At 63.1% G+C, this 24,889-nt stretch carries 22 protein-coding genes and 1 other RNA gene; 6 read left to right on the top strand and 17 right to left on the bottom strand.

Translation table 11 applies throughout. The features are described from left to right. From NKI59_RS07885 to ffs, 8 genes are all read right to left on the bottom strand, one after another. A complete protein-coding gene (locus NKI59_RS07885; protein ID WP_023676874.1) occupies positions 1–1,068 on the bottom strand; it encodes an ABC transporter permease in 1,068 nt (355 codons plus the stop codon). Positions 1,069–1,099: 31 nt separating this feature from the next. Then, positions 1,100–2,743, bottom strand: a complete 1,644-nt coding sequence (locus NKI59_RS07880) for an ABC transporter substrate-binding protein (RefSeq protein ID WP_352703403.1) — start codon at positions 2,741–2,743, stop codon at positions 1,100–1,102. Positions 2,744–2,944: 201 nt separating this feature from the next. Beyond that, entirely contained in the window at positions 2,945–4,216 is a 1,272-nt protein-coding gene (locus NKI59_RS07875; protein WP_352703401.1) for a lytic murein transglycosylase, read from the bottom strand. A gap of 178 nt (positions 4,217–4,394) precedes the next feature. After that, positions 4,395–5,000: a recombination mediator RecR gene (gene recR, locus NKI59_RS07870; protein ID WP_352448580.1), complete on the bottom strand. Its 606-nt coding sequence runs from the start codon at positions 4,998–5,000 to the stop codon at positions 4,395–4,397. Between the two features lie 119 nt (positions 5,001–5,119). Next, on the bottom strand, positions 5,120–6,058 hold the full coding sequence (locus NKI59_RS07865; RefSeq protein WP_352703399.1) for a cell wall hydrolase: 939 nt from the start codon (positions 6,056–6,058) through the stop codon (positions 5,120–5,122). A gap of 289 nt (positions 6,059–6,347) precedes the next feature. Continuing rightward, on the bottom strand, positions 6,348–6,671 hold the full coding sequence (locus NKI59_RS07860) for a YbaB/EbfC family nucleoid-associated protein (protein WP_023676870.1): 324 nt from the start codon (positions 6,669–6,671) through the stop codon (positions 6,348–6,350). Between the two features lie 31 nt (positions 6,672–6,702). Next, positions 6,703–8,541, bottom strand: coding sequence for a DNA polymerase III subunit gamma/tau (locus NKI59_RS07855; RefSeq protein WP_352703397.1), 1,839 nt, complete (start codon positions 8,539–8,541; stop codon positions 6,703–6,705). A 104-nt stretch (positions 8,542–8,645) separates the two neighbouring features. Then, an RNA gene (gene ffs, locus NKI59_RS07850) (signal recognition particle sRNA small type) lies at positions 8,646–8,742 on the bottom strand. A gap of 360 nt (positions 8,743–9,102) precedes the next feature. Here ffs and NKI59_RS07845 point away from each other — a divergent pair. Genes NKI59_RS07845 through NKI59_RS07835 form a run of 3 tightly spaced genes read left to right on the top strand, consistent with a single transcriptional unit; the run spans position 9,103 to position 10,830 of the window. Next, the gene (locus NKI59_RS07845; RefSeq protein WP_023676868.1) at positions 9,103–9,522 is read left to right on the top strand and encodes an HIT family protein; all 420 of its coding nucleotides are present in this window, start codon (positions 9,103–9,105) and stop codon (positions 9,520–9,522) included. A gap of 38 nt (positions 9,523–9,560) precedes the next feature. Beyond that, the gene (nudC, locus tag NKI59_RS07840; RefSeq protein ID WP_352703395.1) at positions 9,561–10,502 is read left to right on the top strand and encodes an NAD(+) diphosphatase; all 942 of its coding nucleotides are present in this window, start codon (positions 9,561–9,563) and stop codon (positions 10,500–10,502) included. A 25-nt stretch (positions 10,503–10,527) separates the two neighbouring features. Next, a complete protein-coding gene (locus tag NKI59_RS07835) occupies positions 10,528–10,830 on the top strand; it encodes a Dabb family protein (RefSeq protein ID WP_352483257.1) in 303 nt (100 codons plus the stop codon). Between the two features lie 25 nt (positions 10,831–10,855). On the opposite strand, the gene NKI59_RS07830 is transcribed toward NKI59_RS07835, so the two are convergent. The 7 genes from NKI59_RS07830 to NKI59_RS07800 form a co-directional block, all read right to left on the bottom strand. Continuing rightward, entirely contained in the window at positions 10,856–11,797 is a 942-nt protein-coding gene (locus NKI59_RS07830; protein WP_352455091.1) for a 2-hydroxyacid dehydrogenase, read from the bottom strand. Positions 11,798–11,892: 95 nt separating this feature from the next. Further along, positions 11,893–13,524: an ABC transporter ATP-binding protein gene (locus NKI59_RS07825; protein ID WP_352703394.1), complete on the bottom strand. Its 1,632-nt coding sequence runs from the start codon at positions 13,522–13,524 to the stop codon at positions 11,893–11,895. Next, positions 13,521–14,660 (bottom strand): ABC transporter permease, encoded by a 1,140-nt coding sequence (locus tag NKI59_RS07820; RefSeq protein ID WP_352703391.1) that lies wholly within the window; start codon positions 14,658–14,660, stop codon positions 13,521–13,523. Before NKI59_RS07820 ends, NKI59_RS07825 begins: the two co-directional genes overlap by 4 nt. Continuing rightward, positions 14,660–15,754, bottom strand: a complete 1,095-nt coding sequence (locus NKI59_RS07815; RefSeq protein WP_352570300.1) for a microcin C ABC transporter permease YejB — start codon at positions 15,752–15,754, stop codon at positions 14,660–14,662. The genes NKI59_RS07820 and NKI59_RS07815 overlap by 1 nt, the downstream gene beginning before the upstream one ends. A 30-nt stretch (positions 15,755–15,784) precedes the next feature. Then, complete coding sequence (locus NKI59_RS07810; protein WP_352577505.1) at positions 15,785–17,653, bottom strand: extracellular solute-binding protein; 1,869 nt, start codon at positions 17,651–17,653, stop codon at positions 15,785–15,787. Further along, on the bottom strand, positions 17,653–19,536 hold the full coding sequence (locus NKI59_RS07805; RefSeq protein ID WP_352570296.1) for an extracellular solute-binding protein: 1,884 nt from the start codon (positions 19,534–19,536) through the stop codon (positions 17,653–17,655). Before NKI59_RS07805 ends, NKI59_RS07810 begins: the two co-directional genes overlap by 1 nt. Positions 19,537–19,709: 173 nt before the next feature. After that, positions 19,710–20,369 carry a c-type cytochrome gene (locus tag NKI59_RS07800; protein WP_352570294.1) on the bottom strand — a complete coding sequence of 220 codons (660 nt, stop codon included), beginning with the start codon at positions 20,367–20,369 and terminating at the stop codon, positions 19,710–19,712. Positions 20,370–20,561: 192 nt separating this feature from the next. On the opposite strand from NKI59_RS07800, the gene NKI59_RS07795 reads away from it, so the two are divergent. Continuing rightward, positions 20,562–21,290: a 3-deoxy-manno-octulosonate cytidylyltransferase gene (locus NKI59_RS07795; protein WP_023676856.1), complete on the top strand. Its 729-nt coding sequence runs from the start codon at positions 20,562–20,564 to the stop codon at positions 21,288–21,290. Between the two features lie 33 nt (positions 21,291–21,323). Next, complete coding sequence (locus NKI59_RS07790) at positions 21,324–22,187, top strand: prephenate dehydratase (RefSeq protein WP_023676855.1); 864 nt, start codon at positions 21,324–21,326, stop codon at positions 22,185–22,187. Between the two features lie 7 nt (positions 22,188–22,194). Here the strand turns inward: NKI59_RS07790 and NKI59_RS07785 are convergent, their stop codons facing one another. Together NKI59_RS07785 and NKI59_RS07780 are read right to left on the bottom strand one after the other, a co-directional pair. Further along, positions 22,195–22,551 (bottom strand): hypothetical protein, encoded by a 357-nt coding sequence (locus tag NKI59_RS07785; RefSeq protein ID WP_023676854.1) that lies wholly within the window; start codon positions 22,549–22,551, stop codon positions 22,195–22,197. A 55-nt stretch (positions 22,552–22,606) separates the two neighbouring features. After that, entirely contained in the window at positions 22,607–23,551 is a 945-nt protein-coding gene (locus NKI59_RS07780) for a methyltransferase domain-containing protein (protein WP_352635808.1), read from the bottom strand. Between the two features lie 107 nt (positions 23,552–23,658). Here NKI59_RS07780 and NKI59_RS07775 point away from each other — a divergent pair, with 107 nt between their 5' ends. Next, positions 23,659–24,669 (top strand): ligase-associated DNA damage response exonuclease, encoded by a 1,011-nt coding sequence (locus NKI59_RS07775; protein ID WP_023676852.1) that lies wholly within the window; start codon positions 23,659–23,661, stop codon positions 24,667–24,669. The last annotated feature ends 220 nt before the right edge of the window (positions 24,670–24,889 follow it).

The raw sequence follows: 24,889 nt of genomic DNA, 5'->3' as shown, positions 1-24,889 counted from the left end.
TCATCCTGCCTTGGTCCTTGGATCGAGCAGCCGGTAGAGCAGGTCGGAGAATAGATTGATGGCGATGAAGACCGAGCCGATGATGATCGTGCCGCCAAGCACGGCATTCATGTCGGCGTTCTGCAGCGAGTTGGTGATGTAGAGGCCGATGCCCGGCCACGAAAACACTGTCTCGGTCAGCACCGAGCCTTCGAGCAGCCCGGCATAGGACAGAGCGATCACCGTGACCATCGGCACCGCGGCGTTGCGCAGCGCGTGACCCCAAATGATGCGCGTTTCCGACAGGCCCTTGGCGCGCGCTGCGACGATGTATTCCTGGGTGAGTTCGTTCAGCATGAACGAGCGCGTCATGCGGCTGATGTAGGCGAGCGAGAAATAGCCGAGTAGCGAGGCCGGCAGGATGATGTGGCGGAAGGCATCGGCAAATACGTCCCACTGCCGCTGCCAGAGCGCATCCAGCAGGTAAAAGCCGGTAATCGGCGTGAAGGTGTATTCGTAGACGACGTCGAGCCGGCCGGGAAAGGCGACCCATTGCAGCTTGGCGTAGAACAGCACCAGCGCCAGCAGCCCCAGCCAGAAGATCGGCACGGAATAGCCGACAAGGCCGATGATGCGCACGATCTGGTCGATGACGCTGCCGCGCCGCACGGCGGCCAGCACGCCAAGCGGCACGCCGATCACCGAACCGATCAATGTTCCCAACGTCGCCAGTTCGAGCGTCGCCGGAAAGGCGCGGCGGATATCGGTCATCACCGGATTGGTGGTCAGCACCGAGGTGCCGAAATCACCGTTCAGGGCATGTTTGACATAGATGTAGAACTGCTCGACCAGCGGCAGGTCGAGGCCCATCTCGCGGCGCGTTCGTTCGACGACGTTGGCCGGCGCCCGGTCGCCGAGCACCGCCAGCACCGGGTCGATCGGGATCACGCGGCCGATGAAGAAGGTCACCGCGAGCAGACCGAGATAGGTCGTTATCGCGATGACCAGGAACCGGGCGATAGATGAGGCCACGGCAACGGCGCGGGCGCCGCCGCGCCCTGCCGTCACCTCGCTTTCAGCCACACTCATACGGCGCGTCCGCCGGCGTCACTCCCCGGCATCACTCTTTCGAGACGGGGCCGACGAAGTTGGTGTCGAAGCTCGGGCCGAGCGCAAAACCCTTGAGGTTCTTGCGCAGGCCGGCCACTTCCAGCTGCTGGTGGATGATGACGAAGGGGCTGGTATCGAGGATCTTCTTCTCGAGATCCTGGTACATTGCGGCGCGCTTGGCCGCGTCCTTCTCGAGCAGGGCGGCTTCGGTCTGCTTGGTCAAGTCCGGGATCTCCCAGGCGTTGCGCCAGGCCAGCGTCTTGGTCTTGCCTTCATCCGAATTGTCGGGGTTGCTGGCGAAGGTCTGGGCGTTGGAGTTCGGATCGAAATAATCCTGGCCCCACTGGCCGATATAGATGTCGTGGTTGCGGGCGCGGTATTTGGTCAGCGTCTGCTTGCCGTCGCCGGGGATGATCTCCAGCTTGATGCCGGCCTGTCCCAGCGTCTGCTGGATCGATTCCGCCATGCCCGTCGTCGGCTGCCCGGTACGCACGTCCATGGTGACGCTGAAGCCGTCGGCGAGGCCGGCCTTGGCGAGCAGTTCCTTGGCCTTGGCGACGTCGAACTTGAACGGGTTCTCGTCCAGTTCGCCGAGCACGCCCTTGGGCAGGAAGGTCTGATGGATCTCGCCGATGCCCTTGAGGATGGTCGTGCTCAAGGCATCGTAGTCGACCAGATATTTGAAAGCCTGGCGAACCTCGGGCTTGGCGAGGTTCGGGTTCTTCTGGTTGAGGCTGATGTAATAGACCGTGCCCTTCGGCGCGCTGGTGGTGGTGAGGTCGGCATTCTTGGCAATGGCATCAAGGTCGTTCGGCTCGAGATTGCGGGCAACGTCGATGTCGCCGGCTTCCAGCGCAAGGCGCTGGCCCGAACTTTCCTTCATGTTGCGATAGATGACGCGGGCAAGCTTGGCCTTGTCGCCGTAGTAATTGTCGTTGCGCTCCAGCACGACGGCCTCGTTGGCGCGCCATTCGCGCAGCTTGAAGGCACCGGAGCCGGCATAGCCGGTCTTCAGCCAGGCATTGCCGAAATCATTGTCCCATTTGTAGTCGGCGCTCGGCGTGACCGCCGCGACATGCTCCTTGACCAGCTTGGCGTCGACGACCGAGGCGACCGTCGCCGACAGGCAGTTCAGCACGAAGCTCGGCGCATAGGCCTTGTCGACGGTGAACTGGAACGTCGTGTCATCAACGGCCTTGGCCTTCTCGGGGACGTTGCCGCCATCGATACCGAACTGGCCGATAATAAAGGCCGGGCTCTTGTCGAGCTTGATGGCGCGCTCGAACGAATAGGCGACGTCGGCCGCCGTGATCGGATTGCCGGAGGCGAATTTGAGGCCGGGCTTGAGCTTGAATGTGTAGGTCAGGCCGTCGTCGGAGACGCTCCAGCTTTCGGCGAGATCGCCCTTGACCTTGGATGTGTCGCTGAGGTCGAGGCGTACCAGAAGATCATAGGTGTTGCCGGTGACCTCTGCGGTCGACAATTCGAATGCTTCGCCCGGATCCATGGTGATGATGTCGTCGATGGCGAAACCCTCGACCAGCGTGTCGGCGGGCGTGACCGCGAAGGCAGGCGCACCGGCCAGAAGCAGCGCGGACATGGCCGCGCCCGCGAGCAAGAAGCGGGAGCGTAGAGCAAACTTTTCCATCATCATTTTAACTGTTCCCTGTTTTTGTTGACCTGAGTTCCCGGCTCAGGGTTGTGGCATTTCTTGCCGCGTCGAACGGTGATCCCCGGACCGTTGTCTTGGCAATTTTTTGTGCGGTTCCGGTTCACCATATCCGGCGGTTTCGAGCGCGGCAACGAGCATTTGCAGAACGGTCGATTGGGCCAGACCGGCGGTGCGAAAATCCGGCTATTTCAGCGCGGTAACCAGGTCGGCGTCGGGAAAGCAGGTAGCGGAACGGCCGTTGCTGGCCTGCCATTTGCCGATCGAGCGGCGCGTCTTGAAGCCAGGCAGGCCGTCGGCGCTGCCGACATCGTAGCCCTTAGCTTCCAGCGCCCGCTGCAGGGCGGCGATGTCGGAGCGGTAGAGCCCGCCGACCGCGCCCCAATTGCCCGAGAAATTGCTGTCGCCATGGGCGATGCGATCGGCGCCATGGCCGATGAACAGGGCATAGAGATCGCTGGTGTTATACTGCTTCAGCACATAGAAATTGGGGGTGACGATGAAGGCTGGGCCGCTACGCCCGGCCGGCATCAAAAGAAAGCCCTCGGCTTTCAGTTCGCTCGCCGGGAACGGTTTACCCGACACACGCCTGATGCCCATATCAGCCCATTGGGAAATCTTCTTGCCCTGGTCCGGACCTTCGAGCGAGCACGAGACGCTGTCCGGCACAGTCACCTCGAAGCCCCAGCCGCGGCCCCTGACCCAGCCATAATGGACGAGATAATTGGCGATCGATGCCAGTATATCGGGCGTCGAATTCCAGATGTCGGTGCGGCCGTCGCCGTCGAAATCGACGGCATGCTTGAGGAACGATGTCGGCATGAACTGCGGCTGGCCAAGCGCGCCTGCCCAAGACGATTTCATCGCGCCGACCGGGGCAAGCCCGCGCTCGACGATCTCGAGCGCAGCCAAGAGCTCGGTGCGGAAGAATTCCTTCTTGGTCGACATGAACGCCTTGGTGCCCAGCACCTCGAAGGCGTCATAAGGCATCTTCGCCGCGCCGAAGCCGCTCTCGCGGCCCCAGATCGCCAGCAGCACTTCGCCAGGCACGCCGTAGCGTTTCTCGATCGCGGCAAGCGTCCTAGCGTTGGTCGCCTCGCGGGTGCGGCCGCCGGCGGTCACCGCTCGGACTATCTTTTCAGCGAAATAGGCGCCCGGCGAACCGAACTCGGCCTGATGCTGCTTCTGCGGCGTCGTCGCCTTCTCGCCCGGCTTCACCAGGTCGGGCAGCTTCAGGTTCGGCTTGACGCCTTCGAAGGCGGCATCGAAGGTTTTCCTGGAGATGCCTTTGGCCTTGGCTTCGGGCCAGAGGTCGTTGCCAAGCCAGGCGCGGAACTGGTCGTCGATCTTTGCCGCCGAGGCGGGGGTGGCGAGGAGGAAGGCAAAGAGGACTGCAAGAAAGATCGCCAATCCACAAAGCCGACGTTCTGTCGCGCCCCCCTCTGTCCTGCCGGACATCTCCCCCTCCAGGGGGGAGATTGGCTGTCGCGTCTGTTTTCGCCAATCTTCAACGTCGCAAGCTTGGCGGGGATGTCGAGGCTGCCGATCTCCCCCCTGGAGGGGGAGATGTCCGGCAGGACAGAGGGGGGCGCGACGGAACGCAATCATCTCAAGAGCACCCCTTCCCCCAACGTGCTCAAAACACCGTCCGCGAGCGCAGTGCGGCGGCCAGCGTGCCTTCGTCGAGATAATCGAGTTCGCCGCCGACCGGAACACCGTGCGCCAGGCGCGTCACCTTGATGTCGAAGCCGGAAAGCTGGTCGGTGAGGTAGTGCGCGGTGGTCTGGCCCTCGACCGTGGCGTTGACGGCGAGGATCACTTCCTTGACTTCGCCGCCGGCGACGCGATCGACCAGCGAACGGATGTTTAGCTCATCAGGACCAATGCCGTCGAGCGGCGACAGCGTACCGCCGAGCACATGGTAGCGCACGTTCATGGCTGTCGCCCGCTCCAGCGCCCAAAGGTCGGCCACGTCCTCGACGACGATGAGCGTAGTGGGGTCGCGGCGGGGGTCGGTGCAGATCATGCATGGATCCGAGGTATCGACATTGCCGCAGGTCGAGCAGATGCGCACCTTGTCGACCGCCTCGCCCATGGCGGCGGCGAGCGGCGCCAGCAGCTGTTCCTTCTTCTTGATGAGGTGGAGCGCGGCGCGGCGTGCCGAACGCGGACCGAGCCCCGGCACCTTGGCCAGCAGCTGGATCAGGCGTTCGATCTCGGGACCGGCGATTCGCTTCGACATCGCACCGGTTTAGGATTTTTCCGCACGCTTTGGAACAGTTGAGCGGCCAGGGGCTCCGCTCTTCCCTTCTCCCCTTGTGGGAGAAGGGAAGGCCGACGTCGCGGCCAGTGCTGCCGCCCTCAGTTTTCTTCCAGTGGCCGGGTCTGGCCGGCGATCATCGCGCCGATGGCGTCGGTGTTCTCGGGCGTCGCCTCGAACGACATTGTCGGCTCTGCCGGCGCGGCCTGGAAGGAGGTGACAGGCCGCTCGCTCACGGTTCCGCCAAAACGGGCCGCATCCGGCTCCTGCATTGGTTCCTGCAGCGCCACAAGCATCGGCTTTTCCGCCGTCGCCTTCTCCGGGGTCGCCATTCCGGCGGTCACCCTTGTCTGCTTTGCCGGCAGCGATGCAGCGGCGGTCACATAGGTTGCCCTGGCGAATGTCGGCTTGACCTCGCGTGCCGGCTCCGCCGAGGCGACAAGTATGGCCTGAGCGGCAGGCGCTTGCGGCTTGGCCTGGGCCATGGCGACCACCGGTTCGTCCGGCAGCGGCTGCCAGTTGCGGCCGCGCTTTTCATAGAAGGCATTGCCGCCGGCGACCATGGTGTAGTGCATGTTCTTGTAGGGGAAGCGCAGGCCGGCGGTGTGGAAGAACATGGTGTTCTTCAGCTTGGCTTTGCGCTCGCCCTTGAGCACCGCCTCGGCGGCTTCCTCGACGTCGGGCATCGCCTTCGAATTCATCGGCCGTGTCATGACGCCCGGCGCGAACTGCCCGCGCTCGCCGACGACCTGGCAGATGGTGTTGCCGTGATTGCCGGACCGCAGCCGGTTCATCACCACCGTGCCGACCGCAATCATGCCGTCACGGCTCGACCGGTTGGACTCGAAGAACATTGCCCGCTCCAGGCACTCCTTTTCCTTCGGCGTGGAATTGTAGGAGCGCGAGCTCAGGAAACTCGGCGTAATAGCATCGGTCAGGCTGGACATGCCGTGCGAGGCGGTCTGACTGCAAGCGGCCAAAAACAGCGGCGAGATAACGACGCCGAGCCGCAACGGCGTCTTCCATCGGGTAGAGATCAACAGGTGTCCCCTCAATTCTGCTGCCAGCCCGCCCCTGGTTGCGGCAAGAATGAGACACTTTCAGGCAAAAAGATGGCTAAAGCGTTATTAAGTGTGGGGAGTTGCCTAATAGACACAGCTGGCGGTAGAGCGAGCACTGGGCCGCTGCACTCTTCGGCCACTGTAACGGCATACCGATTGACTAGCGCGTCGCGTTCGACCGGCCTCATGCGACGCGCTTTAGGTTCTTGTTTTGATGCATGTCGTTATCGCAAAACCGCTGCACACTTTTGCGCGACATGCACTAGCCTTAGAACGGCAGTTTCATTCCCGGCGGGATCGGTAGGCCCGCGGTCAGCGCCCTGGTCTTCTCCTGCATGATCTGCTCGACCTTGGTCCTAGCGTCGTTGTGGGCAGCGAGAAGCAGGTCCTCGAGAATCTCGACCTCGTCTTCCTTGAACAGCGACGGGTCGATCTTCAGCGACTTCATCTCGAATTTGCCGGTCAGCGTGACGCTGACCAGGCCGCCGCCGGCCTGCCCGGTGGCTTCCAGCGTGGCGATCTCATCCTGCATGGCCTGGAACTTGGCCTGCATTTCCTTTGCCTTGCCCATCATGCCGAGAAGGTCTTTCATCGCACTGTCCTTTGCAGCTGGTCCTGGTTGTTCAGGTTTCGTCGTCGTCGGCCGGCGGCTCGACCGGCACTTCGGCCTCGTCGGCTTCCGGCGCGTCGGGAATGCGCACGTCGATGATCTTGGCACCGGGAAAGCGCGCCAGGATGGCGGCGACCGTCGGGTCGCTCTTGGCATCGAGGAAGGCGTTTTCGCGCTTTGTCGATTCCAGCTCGGCCAAGGTCTGGCCGCCCTCGTCCTTCGACAGCGACACCAGCCAGTTGCGGCCCGTCCAGGCGCGCAGCTTGGCGGTCAAATCATTGAGCAACATCTTCGGCGCATCGTCGGTCAGGCTGACGTCGATACGACCGGGCTCGATGCGCACCAGGCGCACGCAACGCTTCACCAGCACCTTGAAGGCCATGTCGCGCTGGACGTCGGCAAGGGCGACAATGTCGGCCAGCGATTTCACCGGCACCGGCGGCGCCTCGACCGCCGGCTCCGGCGGAGCAACGAAGTTGGTCGGCACGGGCTCGGCCTCGACCAGGCGCATCGTCTCGACCAGGCGCATTGTCTGGGCGCCGCCATTGGCGGTCGGCATCCGCGCCTGCGCCACGGCGCCGGCACCACCGCTTGCAGGCGCATGGTTTGCCGGGCCGGGGCTTGCCGGCGTGCCATTCACGCGCGGCGCAGCGCCCGGCAGGGTACCGCCGTTCTCCAGCGATTTCAGCGCCTCGTCCAGCGTCGGCAGGTCGGCGGCATGCGCCAACCGGATCAGCACCATCTCGGCGGCGCTGACCGGGCGGTTGGAGGTCTGCACCTCGGGAATGCCTTTCAAGAGCATCTGCCATGTCCGCGACAGCACCTTGACCGACAGCGTGCTGGCGAAATCGGCGCCGCGCCGGCGCTCGTCCTCGGACAGCGAGGCGTCGTCGATGGCAGCCGGCACGAAACGCAGACGGGTGACCAGATGGTTGAACTCGGCAAGGTCGGTCAGCACCGCGGCAGGATCGGCGCCGGTATCGTACTGGGCACGGAATTCGGCGAGTGCGGCGGCGACGTCGCCCTTCATGACATGTTCGAACAGGTCGACGATGCGGGCACGGTCGGCAAGGCCGAGCATAGCACGCACCGCTTCGGCGCTGACCGCGCCGCCGCCATGGGCGATCGCCTGGTCGAGGATCGACTGCGCATCGCGCATCGAACCTTCCGCCGCGCGCGCGATCATCGCCAGCGCATCGTCTTCGACTTCGATGCCCTCCAGACCGGCTATCCTGGCAAGGTCGGCCTTGATCATTGCCGCATCGATGCGCCTGAGGTCGAAACGCTGGCAGCGCGACAGGACGGTGATCGGCACCTTGCGGATTTCGGTGGTGGCGAAGATGAACTTGACGTGCGGCGGCGGCTCTTCCAGCGTCTTCAGCAGGCCGTTGAAGGCCTGGTTGGAAAGCATGTGCACTTCGTCGATGATGTAGACCTTGTAGCGCGCCGACACCGGGGCGTAGCGCACACGCTCGATGATGTCCCTGATGTCGTCGATGCCGGTATGCGAGGCGGCGTCCATCTCGATGACGTCGACATGCCGGCCTTCCATGATCGCCTGGCAATGCTCGCCGAGCACGGCAAGGTCGACTGACGGCTGATCGACGGTCGATGTTTTGTAGTTCAGGGCCCGCGCGAGTATGCGCGCGGTCGTCGTCTTGCCGACGCCACGCACGCCGGTCAGCATCCAGGCCTGGGCGATGCGGCCGGTGGCAAAGGCATTGGTCAAGGTGCGGACCATCGGCTCCTGGCCGATCAGTTCGGAGAAATTCGACGGTCGGTATTTGCGCGCCAGCACGCGGTAGGCGGCAGGCTTGTCCAATTTCCCGGCCTCGTTTCCGGCTTCGCTCATTCGCCCGTTAAGCTCCAAGGGCTGCCACTGGAGGCGGCCGATTCCTGCGCATAGTTTCGCCCGTACGGCTTGGCGCCGTCAATGTCGGGGCAAAAGGCGAAGAGGCGGGAGGCTGGAACAATGACCCGTTCCGGGCTCGTTAGGGCTGCTTCCTTCCGGACCTGACCCGGTTGGCGAGTGGACCGTCCACCACCAACCTCCCAGCCTCCATATCGGCAATCCGGCGATGAAATGCAAGTGCGGATGATAGGGGCCTTGAGCGACGGCGAAAGCTGAAACCAAAAAACCCGCCTCGGCGGGCGGGTCGTTGGTGCGAATAATCACCATAGCGAGATTAGTAGCATAGCTGCCGGCACAAAGCAAGAACAAAATGTGGCCGCGATCAAAATCGTCGACCTCGGCGGGGCAGCGCCAACCTGATGCAATTTGCCCGGGCCCTCACTTCTTCGCGCACAATCAGCGCCGCGACGGCCAATGTTGCTTGCTGCCCCTTGCGGCCCTTCGGAAGCCGCTCTAGCGTCGATGGAGGTCAAAAAACGTCAAAAAGTGTGGGAAACGCCAATGCTGCCGGGCCTCAAGGCCGGATTCACGCTTGACGCCCAGCTGGAAGCCGACAGCGAACAGCTGATGTGGCTCGGCCTGTGCGAATTGCGCGTCATGAACGACCGCCGCTGGCCATGGCTGCTGCTGGTGCCGCAGCGGCCGGGCATCGAGGAAATCCACGACATGACGCCGCTGGACCAGGCGATGCTGACCTTCGAGACCAACATGGTGGCGCTGGCGCTGAAGCGGGTGACCGGCTGCACCAAGATCAACACCGGCGCACTCGGCAACATCGTGCGCCAGCTGCATGTACACGTCATTGCGCGCTCGGAAGGCGATCCCGGCTGGCCCGGCCCGGTGTGGGGGCACGGCCTGCGCGAGCCCTATCAGCGCTCCGACCTTCGCAAGTTTGCGGAAAAGATCAAGGCAGCGCTATAAGCCTCTCCGGTGTCCACCTTGAACCTTCCCGAGTCTGCATGAGCTTTCGCCTGTATGACGCGCCCTTGCGCGAGCCGAGCCAGTTCGTCGGCTTCGCCGGCAACATTATCGACCGGCAGTCCGAAAACCGCGCCGACGATTCCGTCGAAAAGGCACTCGCCGATCCCTCGGCGCGGCTTTTGCTGATGCGTGGCGGCCGGCTCTATTTGAAGCTTGCGCAAGGCGCATTCGACCCCTGGTTCGGCGTGTCCGAATGCCGGCCGCTCGAAGCATCGCTCGAAAACGGCGTCCTGCTCGGTTTTTCCGAAGGCGGCCCGGTGCTGGCGGTGCCGGCCGGGGTCGAGCCCGAGCAGCTTCCCGAGACGATCAAGGCGATCGACTATCGCTCGGTCTATATGCAGGGGCTGATCGACGAAGCGGCGGCCGGCGCGCTGGCGCAAGGGGCGGCGCTGCTCGCCTGGCATGCCAGCCATCGCTTCTGCAGCAAATGCGGCACCGAAGCCGAGATGCGGGCGGGCGGTTACAAGCGGCATTGCCCGGCCTGCGGTACGGAGCACTTTCCGCGCACCGACCCGGTGGCGATCATGCTGACGGCAACACGCGAAAAATGCCTGCTCGGCCGCGGCCGGCATTTCGGGCCCGGCATGTATTCGGCGCTCGCCGGTTTCATCGAGCCGGGCGAGACGATCGAGGCGGCGGTGCGCCGCGAAACGCTGGAGGAAGCCGGCATCAGGCTCGGCCGCGTCGTCTACCACGCCAGCCAGCCCTGGCCGTTTCCCTATTCGCTGATGATCGGCTGCTTCGGCGAACCGCTCAACGACGATATCCACCCCGACCTCAACGAGCTGGAAGATTGCCGCTGGTTCTTTCGCGACGAGGTGCTCTCGATGCTGGCCCGCGAGCATCCGGGCGGCCTAGTGACACCGCCGAAGGGGGCGATCGCCTATAACCTCATCCGCGCCTGGGCTGACAGCGCGTGACACGAAGACATCGCAGGAGCAAAAAATGATCCGTCACACCGTCGTGTTCACGCTGAAACACCCGCCGCATTCGCTCGAGGAAAAACGGTTCCTCGCCGACGCCAAGAGGATTCTCACGGCGATAAAGGGCGTCACGCATTTCGAGCAGTTGCGGCAGGTCAGTCCCAAGAACGAGTACCGCTTCGGCTTCTCGATGGAGTTCGCCGATCAGCGGGCCTATTCCGGCTACAACGATCATCCCGACCACGTCGCCTTCGTCCGCGACCGCTGGATCCCGGAAGTCGAGGCGTTTATGGAGATCGACTACGTGCCGCTCGGCTGGGGCTGAGACTGGAAAGCGGCGCTCTAAAAAATTAATACCCGGCGTCGCGATCCACCACATTTTCCAGCGCTTCGCCGCGCTCGAAAGCATCCATCTGACGCAGCATGATCGGCGCCAGGTGGACCGGATCGGAGGTTGCCGCCGCGTGCGGCGTCACGAACACTTTCGGATGGCTCCATAGCGGGCTGGTCTTCGGCAACGGCTCGACCTCGAAAACGTCGAGGCTGGCTTCCTTCAGCGTGCCGTCGTCCAGCGCGCGCAAAATGTCGGCGTCCTTCTGCAGCCTGCCGCGCCCGGCATTGATCAGCACTGAGCCGCCGAGGCCGTTGCGCTTCCGCAGCTCCTTCAGCACGCCGTGGTTGATGATACCGTGCGTCTGTGGCGTCAGCGGCAGCAGCACCACCAGGATGTCGGTGGCGTTTAGGAACGGGATCAGGCCGGCCTCGCCCGCGTAAGTCGAGACACCTTGCATCGGCCGATCGCTGCGCGACCAGCCATTGACGGGAAAGCCGAGCGACAACAGCACCGATGCCGCCGCGCGGCCAAGCGTGCCGAGCCCCATAATGCCGACCGAGATGTCGCTGGCCGGCCGCTGCTGCGGTTCATGCCAGATCTTCTTCTGCTGCTGGGCGCGGTAGAGCATGCCTTGGCGATGGTGGTCGAGCACCCGCCAGACGACGTATTCGGTCATGTACTGGGTCAGGTTGTCGGCCACCACCTTGACGACCGGTACGTCGGGCAAGGTGGGATCGGCGAAGATGTGGTCGACGCCGGCGCCGATCGAGAAGATGGCGCGCAGATTGGGCAGCGACGACAACAGGTTCGGCCGCTGTTTCCACACCACAGCATAGGTAATCGAGGGATCGCCGGCGCCATTCGGCTCGAGCACCACCTCGCGCTCCGCCGACAGCAGTTCGCGCCAGCGCAGCGGATGAATACCGGTGAGGGCAAGCAGGATGCGGCCTTTTTCCATTGCGGATTGTTTTTCCCTTTTTACCAACAGCGTTCGCGTCCCGACGCGCAAGGCGCGGCAGCGTTTTGATTTTGTGCATGATCTCTGGCGAAAATCTACTCGCTGACGATGCCGACCGGCGCCGTTTCGATCTTGAAGGCGGCCGAGATCAACGCCTTTGTATAGTCGGTCCGCGGGTTGCCGAAAATCTGTTCGGAAGGACCGGCCTCGACGATCCTGCCGTTGCGCATGACGATGACTTCGTTGGCGAGCGCGCGGATGACCCTCAGATCGTGGCTGATGAAGAGGTAGGCGAGGTCGTGCTTGGCCTGCAGGCTGCGCAAGAGGTCGACGACCTGCGCCTGCACGCTCATGTCGAGCGCCGAGGTCGGCTCGTCCAGCATGACGAAACGCGGGTTGAGCACCATGGCGCGCGCGATGGCGACGCGCTGGCGCTGGCCGCCGGAGAATTCGTGCGGATAGCGGTTGCGCGTCGCCGGATCGAGGCCGACTTCCCCGAGCACGTCGACGACACGCTCGTCGCGCCCATCAGGAGACAGCTTCGGCTCATGGATCTTCAACCCTTCCTCGATGATCTCGGCGACCGACATGCGCGGACTGAGCGAACCGAACGGATCCTGGAAGACGATCTGCAACTCGCGCCGCAACGGCCGCATTTCGTTGAAGGACAGCTGATCGATACCGCGTCCGTTGAACTGGATGGTCCCGGTCGACGAGATCATCCTGGCCAGCGCCAGGCCGAGCGTCGTCTTGCCTGAGCCGGATTCGCCGACGACGCCAAGCGTCTGGCCGGCCCGCACGGTGACGTCGATGCCGTCGACCGCCTTCACATTGTCGACGGTGCGCCGGAAGAAGCCCTTCTTGATCGGAAACCAGACCTTGACGTCCTTGCCGACCATCACCGGCTTGGCGGCCTGGTTGGCCGCCGGCGGCTTGCCTTTCGGCTCGGCGGCAAGCAGATGCCGCGTGTAGGCGTGCTGCGGATTGGCGAATATCTCCTTGGTCGGGCCGGTCTCGACGATCTTGCCCCTGGTCATCACGCAGACCCGGTCGGCGATCTTCCTGACGATGCCGAGATCGTGGGTGATGAACAGCATCGACATGTTCTTGCGGCTTTTCAGGCCGGCGAGCAGCTCGAGGATCTGCGCCTGGACGGTGACGTCGAGCGCCGTCGTCGGCTCGTCGGCGATCAAAAGTTCAGGCTCGTTGGCCAGCGACATGGCGATCATGACGCGCTGGCGCTGGCCGCCGGAAAGCTGATGCGGATAGGCGTCGAGCCGTTTTTCCGGTTCGCGGATGCCGACCTCGTGCAGAAGTTCCAGCGTGCGCGCCTTGGCTTTGCGATCCCCCAGGCCCTGATGCAGCTTCAATACCTCGACGATCTGCTGCTCGATCGTGTGCAGCGGGTTGAGCGAGGTCATCGGCTCCTGGAAGATCATGGTGATCTTGTTGCCGCGCACGCGGCGCAGGTCTCTCTCGTCGGCGGCAAGCAGGTCGGCGCCGAGGAACAGGATCTTTCCCGACGGGTGGCTGGCGGTCGGATAGGGCAGCAGCTTCAGCACCGATAGCGCGGTGACCGACTTGCCGGAGCCGGATTCGCCGACGAGCGCCACCGTCTCGCCCTTGGCAAGGTCGAAGGAAATATGGTCGACGGCCATCGACTGGTCGCCGGCTTGCGTGAAGGCGACGCTGAGATCCTGGACCGAAAGCAGCGGGGTGTCGCTCATCTGAACGTCTTGCGCGGATCGAAGGCGTCGCGGGTGGCTTCGCCGACGAAGACCAGCAGCGACAGCATCAGCGAGATGACGACGAAGCCGGAAATGCCGAGCCATGGCGCGTTGAGATTGCGCTGTGCCTGCTTCAACAGCTCACCCAGCGAGGCGGCGCCGGGCGGCAGGCCGAAGCCGAGATAGTCGAGCGAGGTCAGCGTCGAGATCGAGCCGCTGAGCAGGAAGGGCAGGAAGGTCAGCGTCGCCACCATGGCGTTGGGCAGCAGATGCCGGAACATGATGGTGACGTTGGAGACGCCGAGCGCGCGCGCCGCATTGACATATTCGAAGTTACGGGCGCGCAGGAACTCGGCCCGCACCACGCCAACCAGTGCCACCCAGGAGAACAGCAGCATCAATCCGAGCAGGATGAAGAAGCCGGGCGGCAGAATGGCGGCGACGATCAAGAGCAGGTACAGCACCGGGATGGCCGACCAGATCTCGATGAAGCGCTGGAAAAGAAGGTCGGTCCAGCCGCCGAAATAGCCCTGCAGAGCGCCGGCCGCCACGCCGATCAGCGCCGAGCCGGCAGTCAGGATCAGACCAAACAGCACCGAGATCCTGAAGCCGTAGATGACGCGCGCCAGCACGTCGCGGGCCTGGTCATCGGTGCCCAGCCAGTTCCAGTTGCCGACGTTGCAATTGGGGTCTGCCTCGCCTTTCGGATACTGGTTGCAGCGCGTCTTCTTGTCGTAGAGCCAGGACGGCTTGGTCGGTGCTGCTTCGGGAATAGCGTTGTTGACGGTCTGGTAGGAGTAGCGCACCGGCGGCCAGACCATCCAGCCATTGGCGTTGATCTCGTCCTGGATCACCGGGTCGCGGTAGTCGGTGACCGCATAGAAGCCGCCGAACTTCTCCTCGGGATAAGCGACCAGGACCGGAAACAGGATCTCGCCCTTGTAGGAGGCGATGATCGGCTTGTCGTTGGCGACCAATTCCGAAACCAGCGACAGCACGAACAGGAACAGGAACATCCACAACGACCAGTAGCCGCGCCGGTTGGACTTGAAGTTCTGCAGGCGCCGCTGGTTGAGCGGCGACAGAAAGGGCCGCGCGATCCGTGCCGGCGCCGTTTCGGCTGTGGCCTGCGCCATCAGACGTCTCTCCGCTCGAAATCGATGCGTGGATCGACCCAGGTATAGATCAGATCGGACAAAAGCCCGACGAACAGGCCAAGCAGCGAGAAGATGAAGAGATTGGCGAACACCACCGGATAGTCGCGCTGCACCACCGAGTTGAAGCCGAGCAGGCCGAGGCCGTCGAGCGAAAATATGTTCTCGATCAGCAGCGAGCCGGTGAAGAAGGCCGAGATGAAAGCACCGGGAAAACCGGCGATGACGATCAGCATGGCGTTGCGGAAGACGTGGCCATAAAGCACCTGCCGCTCCGACAGGCCCTTGGCGCGGGCTGTGACCACATATTGCTTGCGGATTTCCTCGAGGAAGGAATTCTTGGTCAAAAGCGTCGTCGTGGCGAAGGCCGACAATACCAGCGCGGTCAGCGGCAAGGTCATATGCCAGAAATAGTCGACGATCCGCGCCGGCCACGACAGCTGGTCCCAATTGTCGGAGGTGATGCCGCGCAGCGGAAACCAGTCCCAGAACGAGCCGCCGGCAAACAGCACCATCAGCAATATGCCGAACAGAAACCCGGGAATGGCGTAGCCGACGATGACGACGCCGCTGGTCCAGACGTCGAAGGTGGAGCCGTCCTTGACCGCCTTGCGGATGCCGAGCGGGATCGAGATCAGATAGGACAAAAGCGTGATCCACAGCCCGATCGAGATCGACACCGGCATCTTTTCCAGGATCAGGTCGAGCACCGATATGTCGCGGAAATAGCTGTCGCCGAAATCGAAGCGGAGATAGTTCCACAGCATCATGCCGAAGCGCTCGAGCGGCGGCTTGTCGAAACCGAACTGCTTCTCCAGCTTCTTGATGAATTCCGGGTCGAGCCCTTGCGCGCCGCGGTATTTCGAGCCGACGTCGCCGGCGACGTCGAAATTGGCGCCGCCAGCATCACCGCCGCCGCCGCCGAGGCGATCGCTGCCGCCCTGGTTGGTCAGCCTGGCGATGACCTGCTCGACCGGCCCGCCCGGCGCGAACTGGATGACGGCGAACGACACCGCCATGATGCCGAACAGGGTCGGGATCATCAGCAGGATACGGCGCAGTATATAGGCGCCCATCAGGCTCTCTGCCTCGCTTGTGCGAAAATCTCAGGCTTTGCCAATTTTTGCCGCCTTGTCTTTGTCGAACCACCACAGCGTCTCGACCGGAAAGTCGTAATCCGGCTTTTGAGCGGGAAAGCCGAACATATCCCAGAAGGCAGCCCGGTGATTCGCCAGATGATATGTTGGAATCCAGTCTAGCCGCGCGCGCAAGACCCGATCGAGCGCGTTGAGCGCGGTGACGAGTTCGATCCGGCTCTGCGCCTTGCCGGCTGCCTCGATCAGCGCGTCGATGGCTTTGCTTTCCGTACCCGGATAGTTGCGCATCCCCGGCGTTTTCGCCATCCGGGAATTGTAGAGGATTTCCAGGCCGTCGGCAGTAGGCGTCGCTCCGATCAACCAATGTAGCATGTTGAAATCGAAATCGTAGTTGCTTTGCCGCGCTTCAAATTGCGTCGAATCGACCTGCCGGATCGAAGCGTCGATGCCAATCGCCTTCATATTCTCGGACCACGGCGCGAAAATGCGAACGAGACCCTCGTCCTCGGCCAGCATTTCCACCCGCAGTCGCTCGCCCTTCTCATTGACGACGAAATTGCCCGCTCGCTTCCAGCCGGCTTCGGCAAGCAGTCTCGAAGCTTCGCGCAGCACCTTACGGTCGTGACCGGAACCGTCCGAGACGGGTTGCACCACCGGTTCGCCGAAGGTTTCCGGCGGCAACTCGGCTCGAAACGGCTCCAGCAGTTTCAATTCCTGGGGCGAGGGCGGGCCCTCGGCCTTGTAGTCCGATCGTTCGAAGTTCGATTGCGAGCGCTCGTAGGAGCCGAAAAACAGTACCCGCTTGGTCCATTCGAAATCGAAGCAATAGGCGATCGCCTGTCTCACGCGCACATCGCGGAATTGCGGCCGGCGCTGGTTCAGCGCGACAGCCTGCATGTCGGGCGATTTCTCGCCGGGAAATTCGCGTTTGACGACCCTGCCATCCTTCAGCGCTGGAAAGTCGTAACCGGTCGCCCATACGCGCGCGGTGAACTCCTCGCGAAAATGCGTATCGCCTTTCTTGAACGCTTCAAACGCTGCCTGGCGATCAAGGTAGAAATCGATACGGATACGGTCGAAATTATTAAGCCCGCGGTTCACGGCGAGATCGCGCCCCCAATAATCGGCGACGCGTTCATATTCGATAGTCTGCCCGGCCACGACCCGTCCCATCTTGTACGGCCCGGAGCTGAGCGGCGGGGTCATCGTCGAGGCGTCGAAATCATTGGCCGTATAGAAGGCTTTGGACACGATCGGCATTACGGCGATCGCGAGGATATTCTGCGCCGACTGTTTGCCGTTGAAGGTAAGGCTGACAGTAAGCGGATCGATTGCGACCGCATCCGTCATATGCCGCAGCGCTTGGGAAAGGTTCGGGTGTCCCCGGTCTTTGTAGAGGTTCAAGGCGAAGGCAACGTCCTCAGCCGTCAGCGGCGAGCCGTCATGGAAGCGCGCTTGTGGCCGCAGGCTGAAGCGGAAGCCGTTGCGGTCCTGCGACAAGGTAACGAATTCGGCAAGCACGCCGTAGACCGCATCCGGCTCATCGAGCGCCCTTGCCATCAGCGAATCGAAACAGAGCTCGGTGCGCGGCGGCGAATCCCCCTTCAACACCAGCGAGTTCAACGTGTTGAAAGTCAGAAAGCTCTGATTGAGGGTGGAGTTCGGCGGGCCGAAATTCATCCGGCCGCCCTTGGGAGCGTCTGGATTGACATAGTCGAAATGCGTGAAATCCGGAGGATATTTGAGATCGCCGAAGGCAGACAGCCCGTGCAGTTTCACGCCGGTCGGGATGGCGGCGAAAGCCCGGCCGGGCAGCAGCGCTGCAGCGGCGGCCGCACCGCCAAGGGCGAGGAAATCGCGACGGGGCAGCGCAGCCATCAATTGCCACTCTTATATTTGGCGGCCAGCGCTTTTTCCTTGTCCGGGTCGATCCACCAGGAATTCTGGTCGACGCCGCTATAGGCGGGCTGTTTCTCCGGCATACCGAACTTGTTCCAGTAGGCCAGCCAAACCACGGCGCGGTAATATTGCGGCACGACATAGTAGTTCCACAGCAGCACCCGGTCGAGCGCATGGGTGGCGGCAACCAGATCGTCGCGGTCGGTGGCAAAGATGATGCGGTCGACCAGCGCATCGACGACCGGATTCTTGATGCCGGCGTAATTGCGCGATCCCGGCGAATCGGCGGCCTTGGAACTCCAGAAATCGCGCTGTTCATTGCCGGGAGAGTCCGACTGCCCGAGTATCGAAGTGACCACGTCAAAGTCGAAGTGGGTGACTCGGTTGATATACTGGGTTTGGTCGATCAGGCGCAGCGTTGCGTCGACGCCGATTTTGCGCAGATTGGCGATATACGGGCTGGCGATGACCTGGTCGGTGTCGTTCCAACCGAGGATCTCGAATTTGAACGGTTCGCCGGTCTTGGCGTTGACCATCTTGCCGCCCTTGATGATCCAGCCTGCCTTGGCGAACAGATCGACCGCGGTCTTCAGGTATTTGCGCTCAGCCTGCGGGTTGTCGTAGACCGGCAGCTTGAATTCCTGGGTAAAGACTTCAGGCGGCAGCTTGTCACGGTACTGCTCGAGGATTTCGAGTTCCTTGCCCTGCGGCAGGCCACTCGACGCCAGTTCGGTGCCCTGGAAATAGCTGCTGGTGCGGGTGTTGGAACCGAAGAACAGGGTCCGGTTCATCGTCTCGAAATCGAACGGATACATCAACGCGGCGCGCACCAGGCGATCCTGGAACAGCGGGCGCCTGGTGTTGAGCATGAAGGCCTGCATCGGTTCGGGCGACGCGGTCTTGAATTCCTTCTTGATGACGTCGCCGGCCTGAACTGCCGGGAAATTATAGGCCGTGTTCCAGCGCCTCGAACTGTTCTCCGGCTTGATGTCGTCCAGCCCGCCCTTGGTAAAGGCCTGCCAGGCGGCATTGTCGTCGAGAAAATAGGTGAAACGCTGCCTGTCGAAATTCTCGCGGCCGATTTTTACGGGCAGCTTGGCCGCCCAGTAATCGGGCACGCGCTGCCAGATGATTTCGGAGCCAGGCTTGAAGCTGGCGATCTTGTAGGCGGCGGAGCCGAGCGGCGGCTCCTGCGTCGGCTTTGTGACGTCGCGCTTCTTGCCGTTGGCGTCGGTGCCTTCCCACCAGTGCTTGGGCAGCACAACGAGATCGCCGATGATCTTCGGTAGCTCCCGGTTGCCCTTCTGGCTGAAGTGGAATTCGACCTCGCGGTCGGACACCGCGACGGAGTCGGTGACGTTTTCGAAATAGCGGCTGTACATCGGGCTGTTGGCCTTCAGCACCTGGAACGACCAGATCACGTCCTCGGTGGTGATCGGCTGGCCGTCATGCCATTTCGCCCGCGGATCGAGCCGGTAGGTCGCCGAGGAATAGTCGGCCGGATATTTGTAGGCGTCGGCGATCAGCGGATGGCTGGTGCTGCCCTCGTCGGTCGCCTGCTCCATCAACGTGTCGTAGAGCAGGCCGCCGCCGAACTGCGCGAAGCCGGCGGCCGGCGAACCCTGCACGATATAGGGGTTGAAGCTGTCGAACGTGCCGAGCACCACTGAGTTCACTGTGCCGCCCTTCGGCGCATCCGGATTGACGTAGTCGTAGTGCTGGAAGTTGTCGCCGTATTTGGATTCGCCGATCAGCGAGGAGGTCGTACGCCATTCGTCCGCGAAGGCCGCCTGCAATCCGCCGGCAAAAGCGGCCAGCATCAGCACTGATTTCAGAAGCGTCCGCGCTCGGCCAACCGTCATGCGTTCTCCTCTTCGCGATATAGCGCCGTCACCATAGCGTCTGGGCCCAATCTAGATCATTTGGCGGCGCTGAAAACCGCAACCGAGCGGCTTTGTCGTCGCATATGCATTTTTCCTAACGAAAAAGCCGGGCTGAACCCGGCTTTTTCAAGGATTATGCCATTACAGTTTTGTTATTTTGCGGGCGCAGCCGGCGCCGGAGCGGCTGGCGCCGCGCCTTCTGCCGGCTTGGCAGGGGCCGCACCTTCGGGCGGCTTGGCGGCCTCATTTTCGGCCGAGGCGCCGGGCGCCGGCAGCGGCTTCGGATTGTCCGACAGCGTGCGCAGATAGGCGATGACGTTGGCGCGGTCCTCATCCTTCGGCAGACCGGCGAAGCCCATCGCGGTGCCCTTTACGAACTTCTTCGGCGAGGTGATGAAGTGGTTTAGATTGTCGTAGGTCCACTTCTCGCTGCCGCCCTTGGAGAACTCCTTCATGCCGGCCGAATAGGCAAAGCCCTCATGCTCGGCGACCGGACGGTCGATGATGTCCCAGAGATCGGGGCCGACCTTGTTGGGGCCACCCTTTTCGCCGGAGTGGCAAGCCTGGCATTTCTTGAAGATGGCGGCGCCCGCTTCGGCGTTGGCAGTGGTCAGCAGCTCGGCAATCGGCTTCACGGCCGCGGCGGGAGCGGCCGGGCCGCCTTCGGCGGGCTCGGTCGCCTCGATGGCGAAGCCGGGCTTTTCCGGCGCCGGCGAGGCAAACAGCGCGTCGGACACGATGCCAACGGAAAAGACGATGAACACGGTGCCGAGGAGACCGGCGAGCAGCTTGTTGACTTCGTTGGAATCCATACGCCCCAGGCTCCCTTTTCCGGCGGACCGATCCGTCCACTCCGTCCGTCGGTATCGTGAACCACCCTGCGAGGCGGTCAAATCGCGCGGAAACTAGGTCTTTTGCTCCGGCGTTGCAACACCTATAAGGGCGCTGCCAGTGAGACCTTTTGCCACTTTTGTCCTCCTCTTTTTCGAGCCCCTGCCCGCCTCATGTCCACCCTCATCCTGATCCCGGCCCGCATGGCCTCGACCCGCCTGCCGGGCAAGCCGCTCGCCGACATTGCCGGCACTCCAATGATCGTCCACGTCGCCCGCCGCGCTGCCGAGGCCGGGCTCGGCCGGGTCGTCGTCGCCACCGATACGCAAGGCGTTGCGGAGGCGGTGCGCGCGCATGGTTTCGAGGCGGTGATGACGCGGGCGGACCACGAAACCGGTTCCGACCGCATCTTCGAAGCGCTGACCATTCTCGACCCTGGCAACAGCGTCGAGACCATCGTCAATGTGCAGGGCGATCTGCCGACCATCGACCCCCTTGTTATCGGCGCCGCGCTGAAGCCTTTCGAGAACGCAGCGGTCGACATCGCCACGCTCTGCGTCGAGATCGTACGCGACGAGGAAAAGACCAATCCGAACGTCGTCAAGCTGGTCGGCTCGCCACTCTCGACGACGCGGCTCAGGGCGCTCTATTTCACCCGCGCCACCGCCCCTTGGGGCGAAGGCCCGCTCTACCATCATATCGGCCTCTATGCCTATCGCCGCGCCGCACTCGAACGCTTCGTTGCGCTAAGGCCGTCGCCGCTGGAGCGCCGCGAGCGGCTGGAGCAGTTGCGGGCGCTGGAGGCCGGCATGCGCATCGATGCGGAGATCGTCCAGTCGGTGCCGCTTGGCGTCGATACGCCGGACGATCTCGAACGCGCCAGGGCGCTCCTTTCCAACTAAGAAATTCTTCCCCCAATTCCCGAGACTCTGCGCATGCCTGAAAAGACCAACAAAATATCCTTCCAGGGCGAGCCGGGCGCCAATTCCGACACCGCCTGCCGCAACATGTTCCCGTCGATGGAGCCGTTGCCGTGCCCGACCTTCGAGGACGCCTTCAACGCCGTCGAGACCGGCAAGGCCGATCTGGCGATGATCCCGATCGAGAACACCATTGCCGGCCGCGTCGCCGACATTCATCACCTCTTGCCGGAATCGAAGCTGCACATCATCGGCGAATACTTTCTGCCGATCCACTTCCAGCTGATGGTGCTGCGCGGCGTCAGGCGCGACGAGATCAGGACCGTGCACAGCCACATCCACGCGCTCGGCCAATGCCGCAAATACATCCGCAAGAACGGCTGGAAGGCGACGGTTGCCGGCGACACCGCGGGCGCCGCCAAGATGGTCGCCGCGATGAAGGACCGCACCATGGCCGCGCTGGCGCCGGCGCTGGCCTCGACCCTCTACGGACTCGACATCATCGAGGAGAATGTCGAGGACACCGACAGCAACGTCACCCGCTTCGTCGTGCTGACCAAGAACAAGCAATGGGCCGAGCGCCCCTCGGCCGACGCCAGGATGATGACGACCTTCATCTTCCGCGTCCGCAACGTGCCGGCGGCGCTCTACAAGGCGATGGGCGGGTTTGCCACCAACGGCATCAACATGACCAAGCTGGAAAGCTACCAGCTCGGCGCGTTTACGGCGACGCTGTTCTACGCCGACATAGAGGGCCATCCCGACGATCCGCTGGTGAAGCTGGCACTCGACGAGTTGCGCTTTTTCTCGCGCGAAATGCGCATTCTCGGCGTCTATCCCGCCAGCGCCTCGCGCGAGCAGTGGAAGGTGGCGGATTAGGATCCGGTCAGGTCAGGCCGAGCTTGTTCTGCTTGGCCGGCTTGCCGCATTCGCGGCGGGCAATCGACCGGTTCATGGCGTCGATCTTGCCGCTTGCCTGGTCGGCATCGCGCTTGGCTTTCGAGCGCATATCCGGCGTGAACGGGCCAAAGCCCGTCGCCGGGTTGGAGAAGGACGGCTTGGCGTCCACCGGCAGATGATATTGCTGCGCCAGGCCGTTTCGTTGCGCCAGCAATTGATCGCAAGGCACCTTGTCATATTGCAGCGAGGACTGGACGTTTTCGTCCTGCCGTTCGGACATCGAATTGCCGACGCAGCCGGCCATCGCCAGGCAAGATGCCAAGACCGTCATGTTCCAGCGCATGAACGTGCTCCTTGTCGTTCGCAGCTGCGGCTTCTCATGCGCAGCGGCAGAAGTCTTAGCCAGATTTTACGCTGCCGGAAAGCAAGCTTGCCACTACGGCCAGCCCTTCGACCGGTTGGCGGCGATCCTGCCGGATGATCGTTGCCTGCAGCGACAGGACTGAAAAGCCGTCGGCGTCCAGAACCCGCTCTACATAGCTTTGGGAATGCGCGTAGCGGCGGGACGGCAGCAGGGCGAAGCCGGCGCTGTCAGACGATTCTCCGCCCGGGAGCGTCTCGACGGAGAACGCAAACAGACCGCCGCCGGCAAGCATTCCGGCAATCTTGTTCACCACCTTTTCGAGTGCGCCGACATAGATGAACACATCGGCCGCCGTCACCAGATCGGCTTTCGGGCCAGAATAGCAAAAATCCTGCAGGTCCGTCTTGACGAGCAGATCGTAGACGCCTTTGGCGCGCGCCTGCCTCAGCATGGCGGCCGAGATGTCGTAACCCTCCAGCCGGTCGGCGATCGGCCGCAGCTTCTGGCCCATGAGGCCGGTGCCGCAGCCGAGATCGAGCGCCAGCGAAAACCGGCCCGGCCGTGCTGCCTGGATGGCGCGGTCGAGGCATTCGGGCAGACGATAGCCGAGCCTGTCGACCAGTTCAGCCTCGAAACTCCCGGCATAGTGGTCGTACAGCGTCTCGACAAAGGCGCTGGGCGGCGCCTGGGCCGCCGCTGCCCTGCCGATCAATTGCAGCTTGAGCACCGCGCCGAGCCTGTCCGCCGGGTCGAGCCGCAGTGCCGTCGTCCAGGCCTGCGCGGCACGATCGCGCGCGCCCGCCGCTTCCTGCATCTCGCCGAGGCGGAACCAGCCGGCTGGCCATTGCGGCGCCAGTTCGAGCGCGCCGAGCAGCAATTCCGCCGCTGCCGCATGATCGCCGGATGCATAGAGCATTTCGGCATAGTCGGCGCGGCGGTCGGCGGTCAAATCGCCGGACGAGGTCTGGAGCGGTTTCATGCGATCGGGTTCCGCCGGGTGTTTGCAGCCGGCTTGCGCTCTATGCTGGAGTCAGCAGTGACTTACAACAGGCTTCCCGCGCCGGAATTAGCGCCTATCTTGGGGCCATGCGCGCCAGCGACCTGCTTCATCCCCGGCCGGAAGGGCTGTATTGCCCGCCCGGCGATTTCTTCATCGACCCGGTGCGGCCGGTCAACCGGGCGCTGATCACACATGGCCATTCCGACCATGCCCGCTCCGGCCACCGCTCGGTGATGGCGACGCAGCAGACGCTCGACATCATGGGGCTGCGCTACGGCGACAGTTTTGCCGGAACGACGCAAGCCGCCGTGCTCGGCGAGACGATTGCGCTTGGCGGTGTGGCCGTCAGCTTTCACCCGGCTGGTCATGTGCTTGGCTCGGCCCAGATCAAGGTCGCGCATCAGGGTACGTGCATCGTCGCGTCCGGCGACTATAAACGCCAGAAGGACGCGACCTGCGAGCCGTTCGAGCCGCTCAAGTGTGACGTCTTCATCACCGAGGCGACGTTCGGTCTGCCGGTGTTTCGGCATCCGCCCGATACCGAAGAGATCGCCCGGCTGCTGAAATCGACCGAGCAGTTTCCCGAGCGAACGCATCTGGTCGGCGCCTATGCGCTGGGCAAGGCGCAGCGCGTCATGCGGCTGCTGCGCGATGCCGGCTACGAAAAGCCGATCTACATCCACGGCGCGCTGGCCAAGCTCAGCGAGTATTACCAGAGCCAGAATATCGATCTCGGCACATTGGAACCGGCGACCGTCGAGACCGGCCAAAAAAGCGACTTTGCCGGCGCCATCGTCGTCGGCCCGCCATCCGCCTTCGCCGATCGCTGGGCGCGGCGTTTTCCCGATCCGATGTCGTGCTTCGCCTCAGGCTGGATGCGCATCCGCCAGCGCGCCAAGCAGGGCGGCGTCGAGCTGCCGCTGATCATTTCCGACCACTCCGACTGGGGCGAGTTGACCGCCACGATCAAGGAGACCGGCGCCGAAGAAATCTGGGTAACGCATGGCCGCGAGGAGGCGCTGGTGCGCTGGTGCGAGCTCGAAGGCATTGCGGCTCGGCCGCTGCATCTCGTCGGCTACGAGGACGAGGGCGATTGATGGTGTTTTTGGATCCAGCAATCGCCGGTACGGCGCTCTGCGGCGCCGCCCTCTGTCCTGCCGGACATCTCCCCCTCAAGGGGGGAGATCGGCAGCTTTGGTTTTGCCGCTCATCCTGCAACGTTGGAAATTGGCGAAAGCAGTCGCGACAGCAAATCTCCCCCCTTGAGGGGGAGATGTCCGGCAGGACAGAGGGGGGCGCGATAGAACGCGACGCCCG

This window comes from Mesorhizobium sp. M0598 (genome assembly GCF_040320865.1).
In the GTDB taxonomy this organism is placed as follows: Bacteria; Pseudomonadota; Alphaproteobacteria; order Rhizobiales; family Rhizobiaceae; genus Mesorhizobium.
The sequence above is the reverse complement of the archived record's forward strand: the minus strand, read 5'-3'. Positions and strand labels throughout refer to the sequence as shown.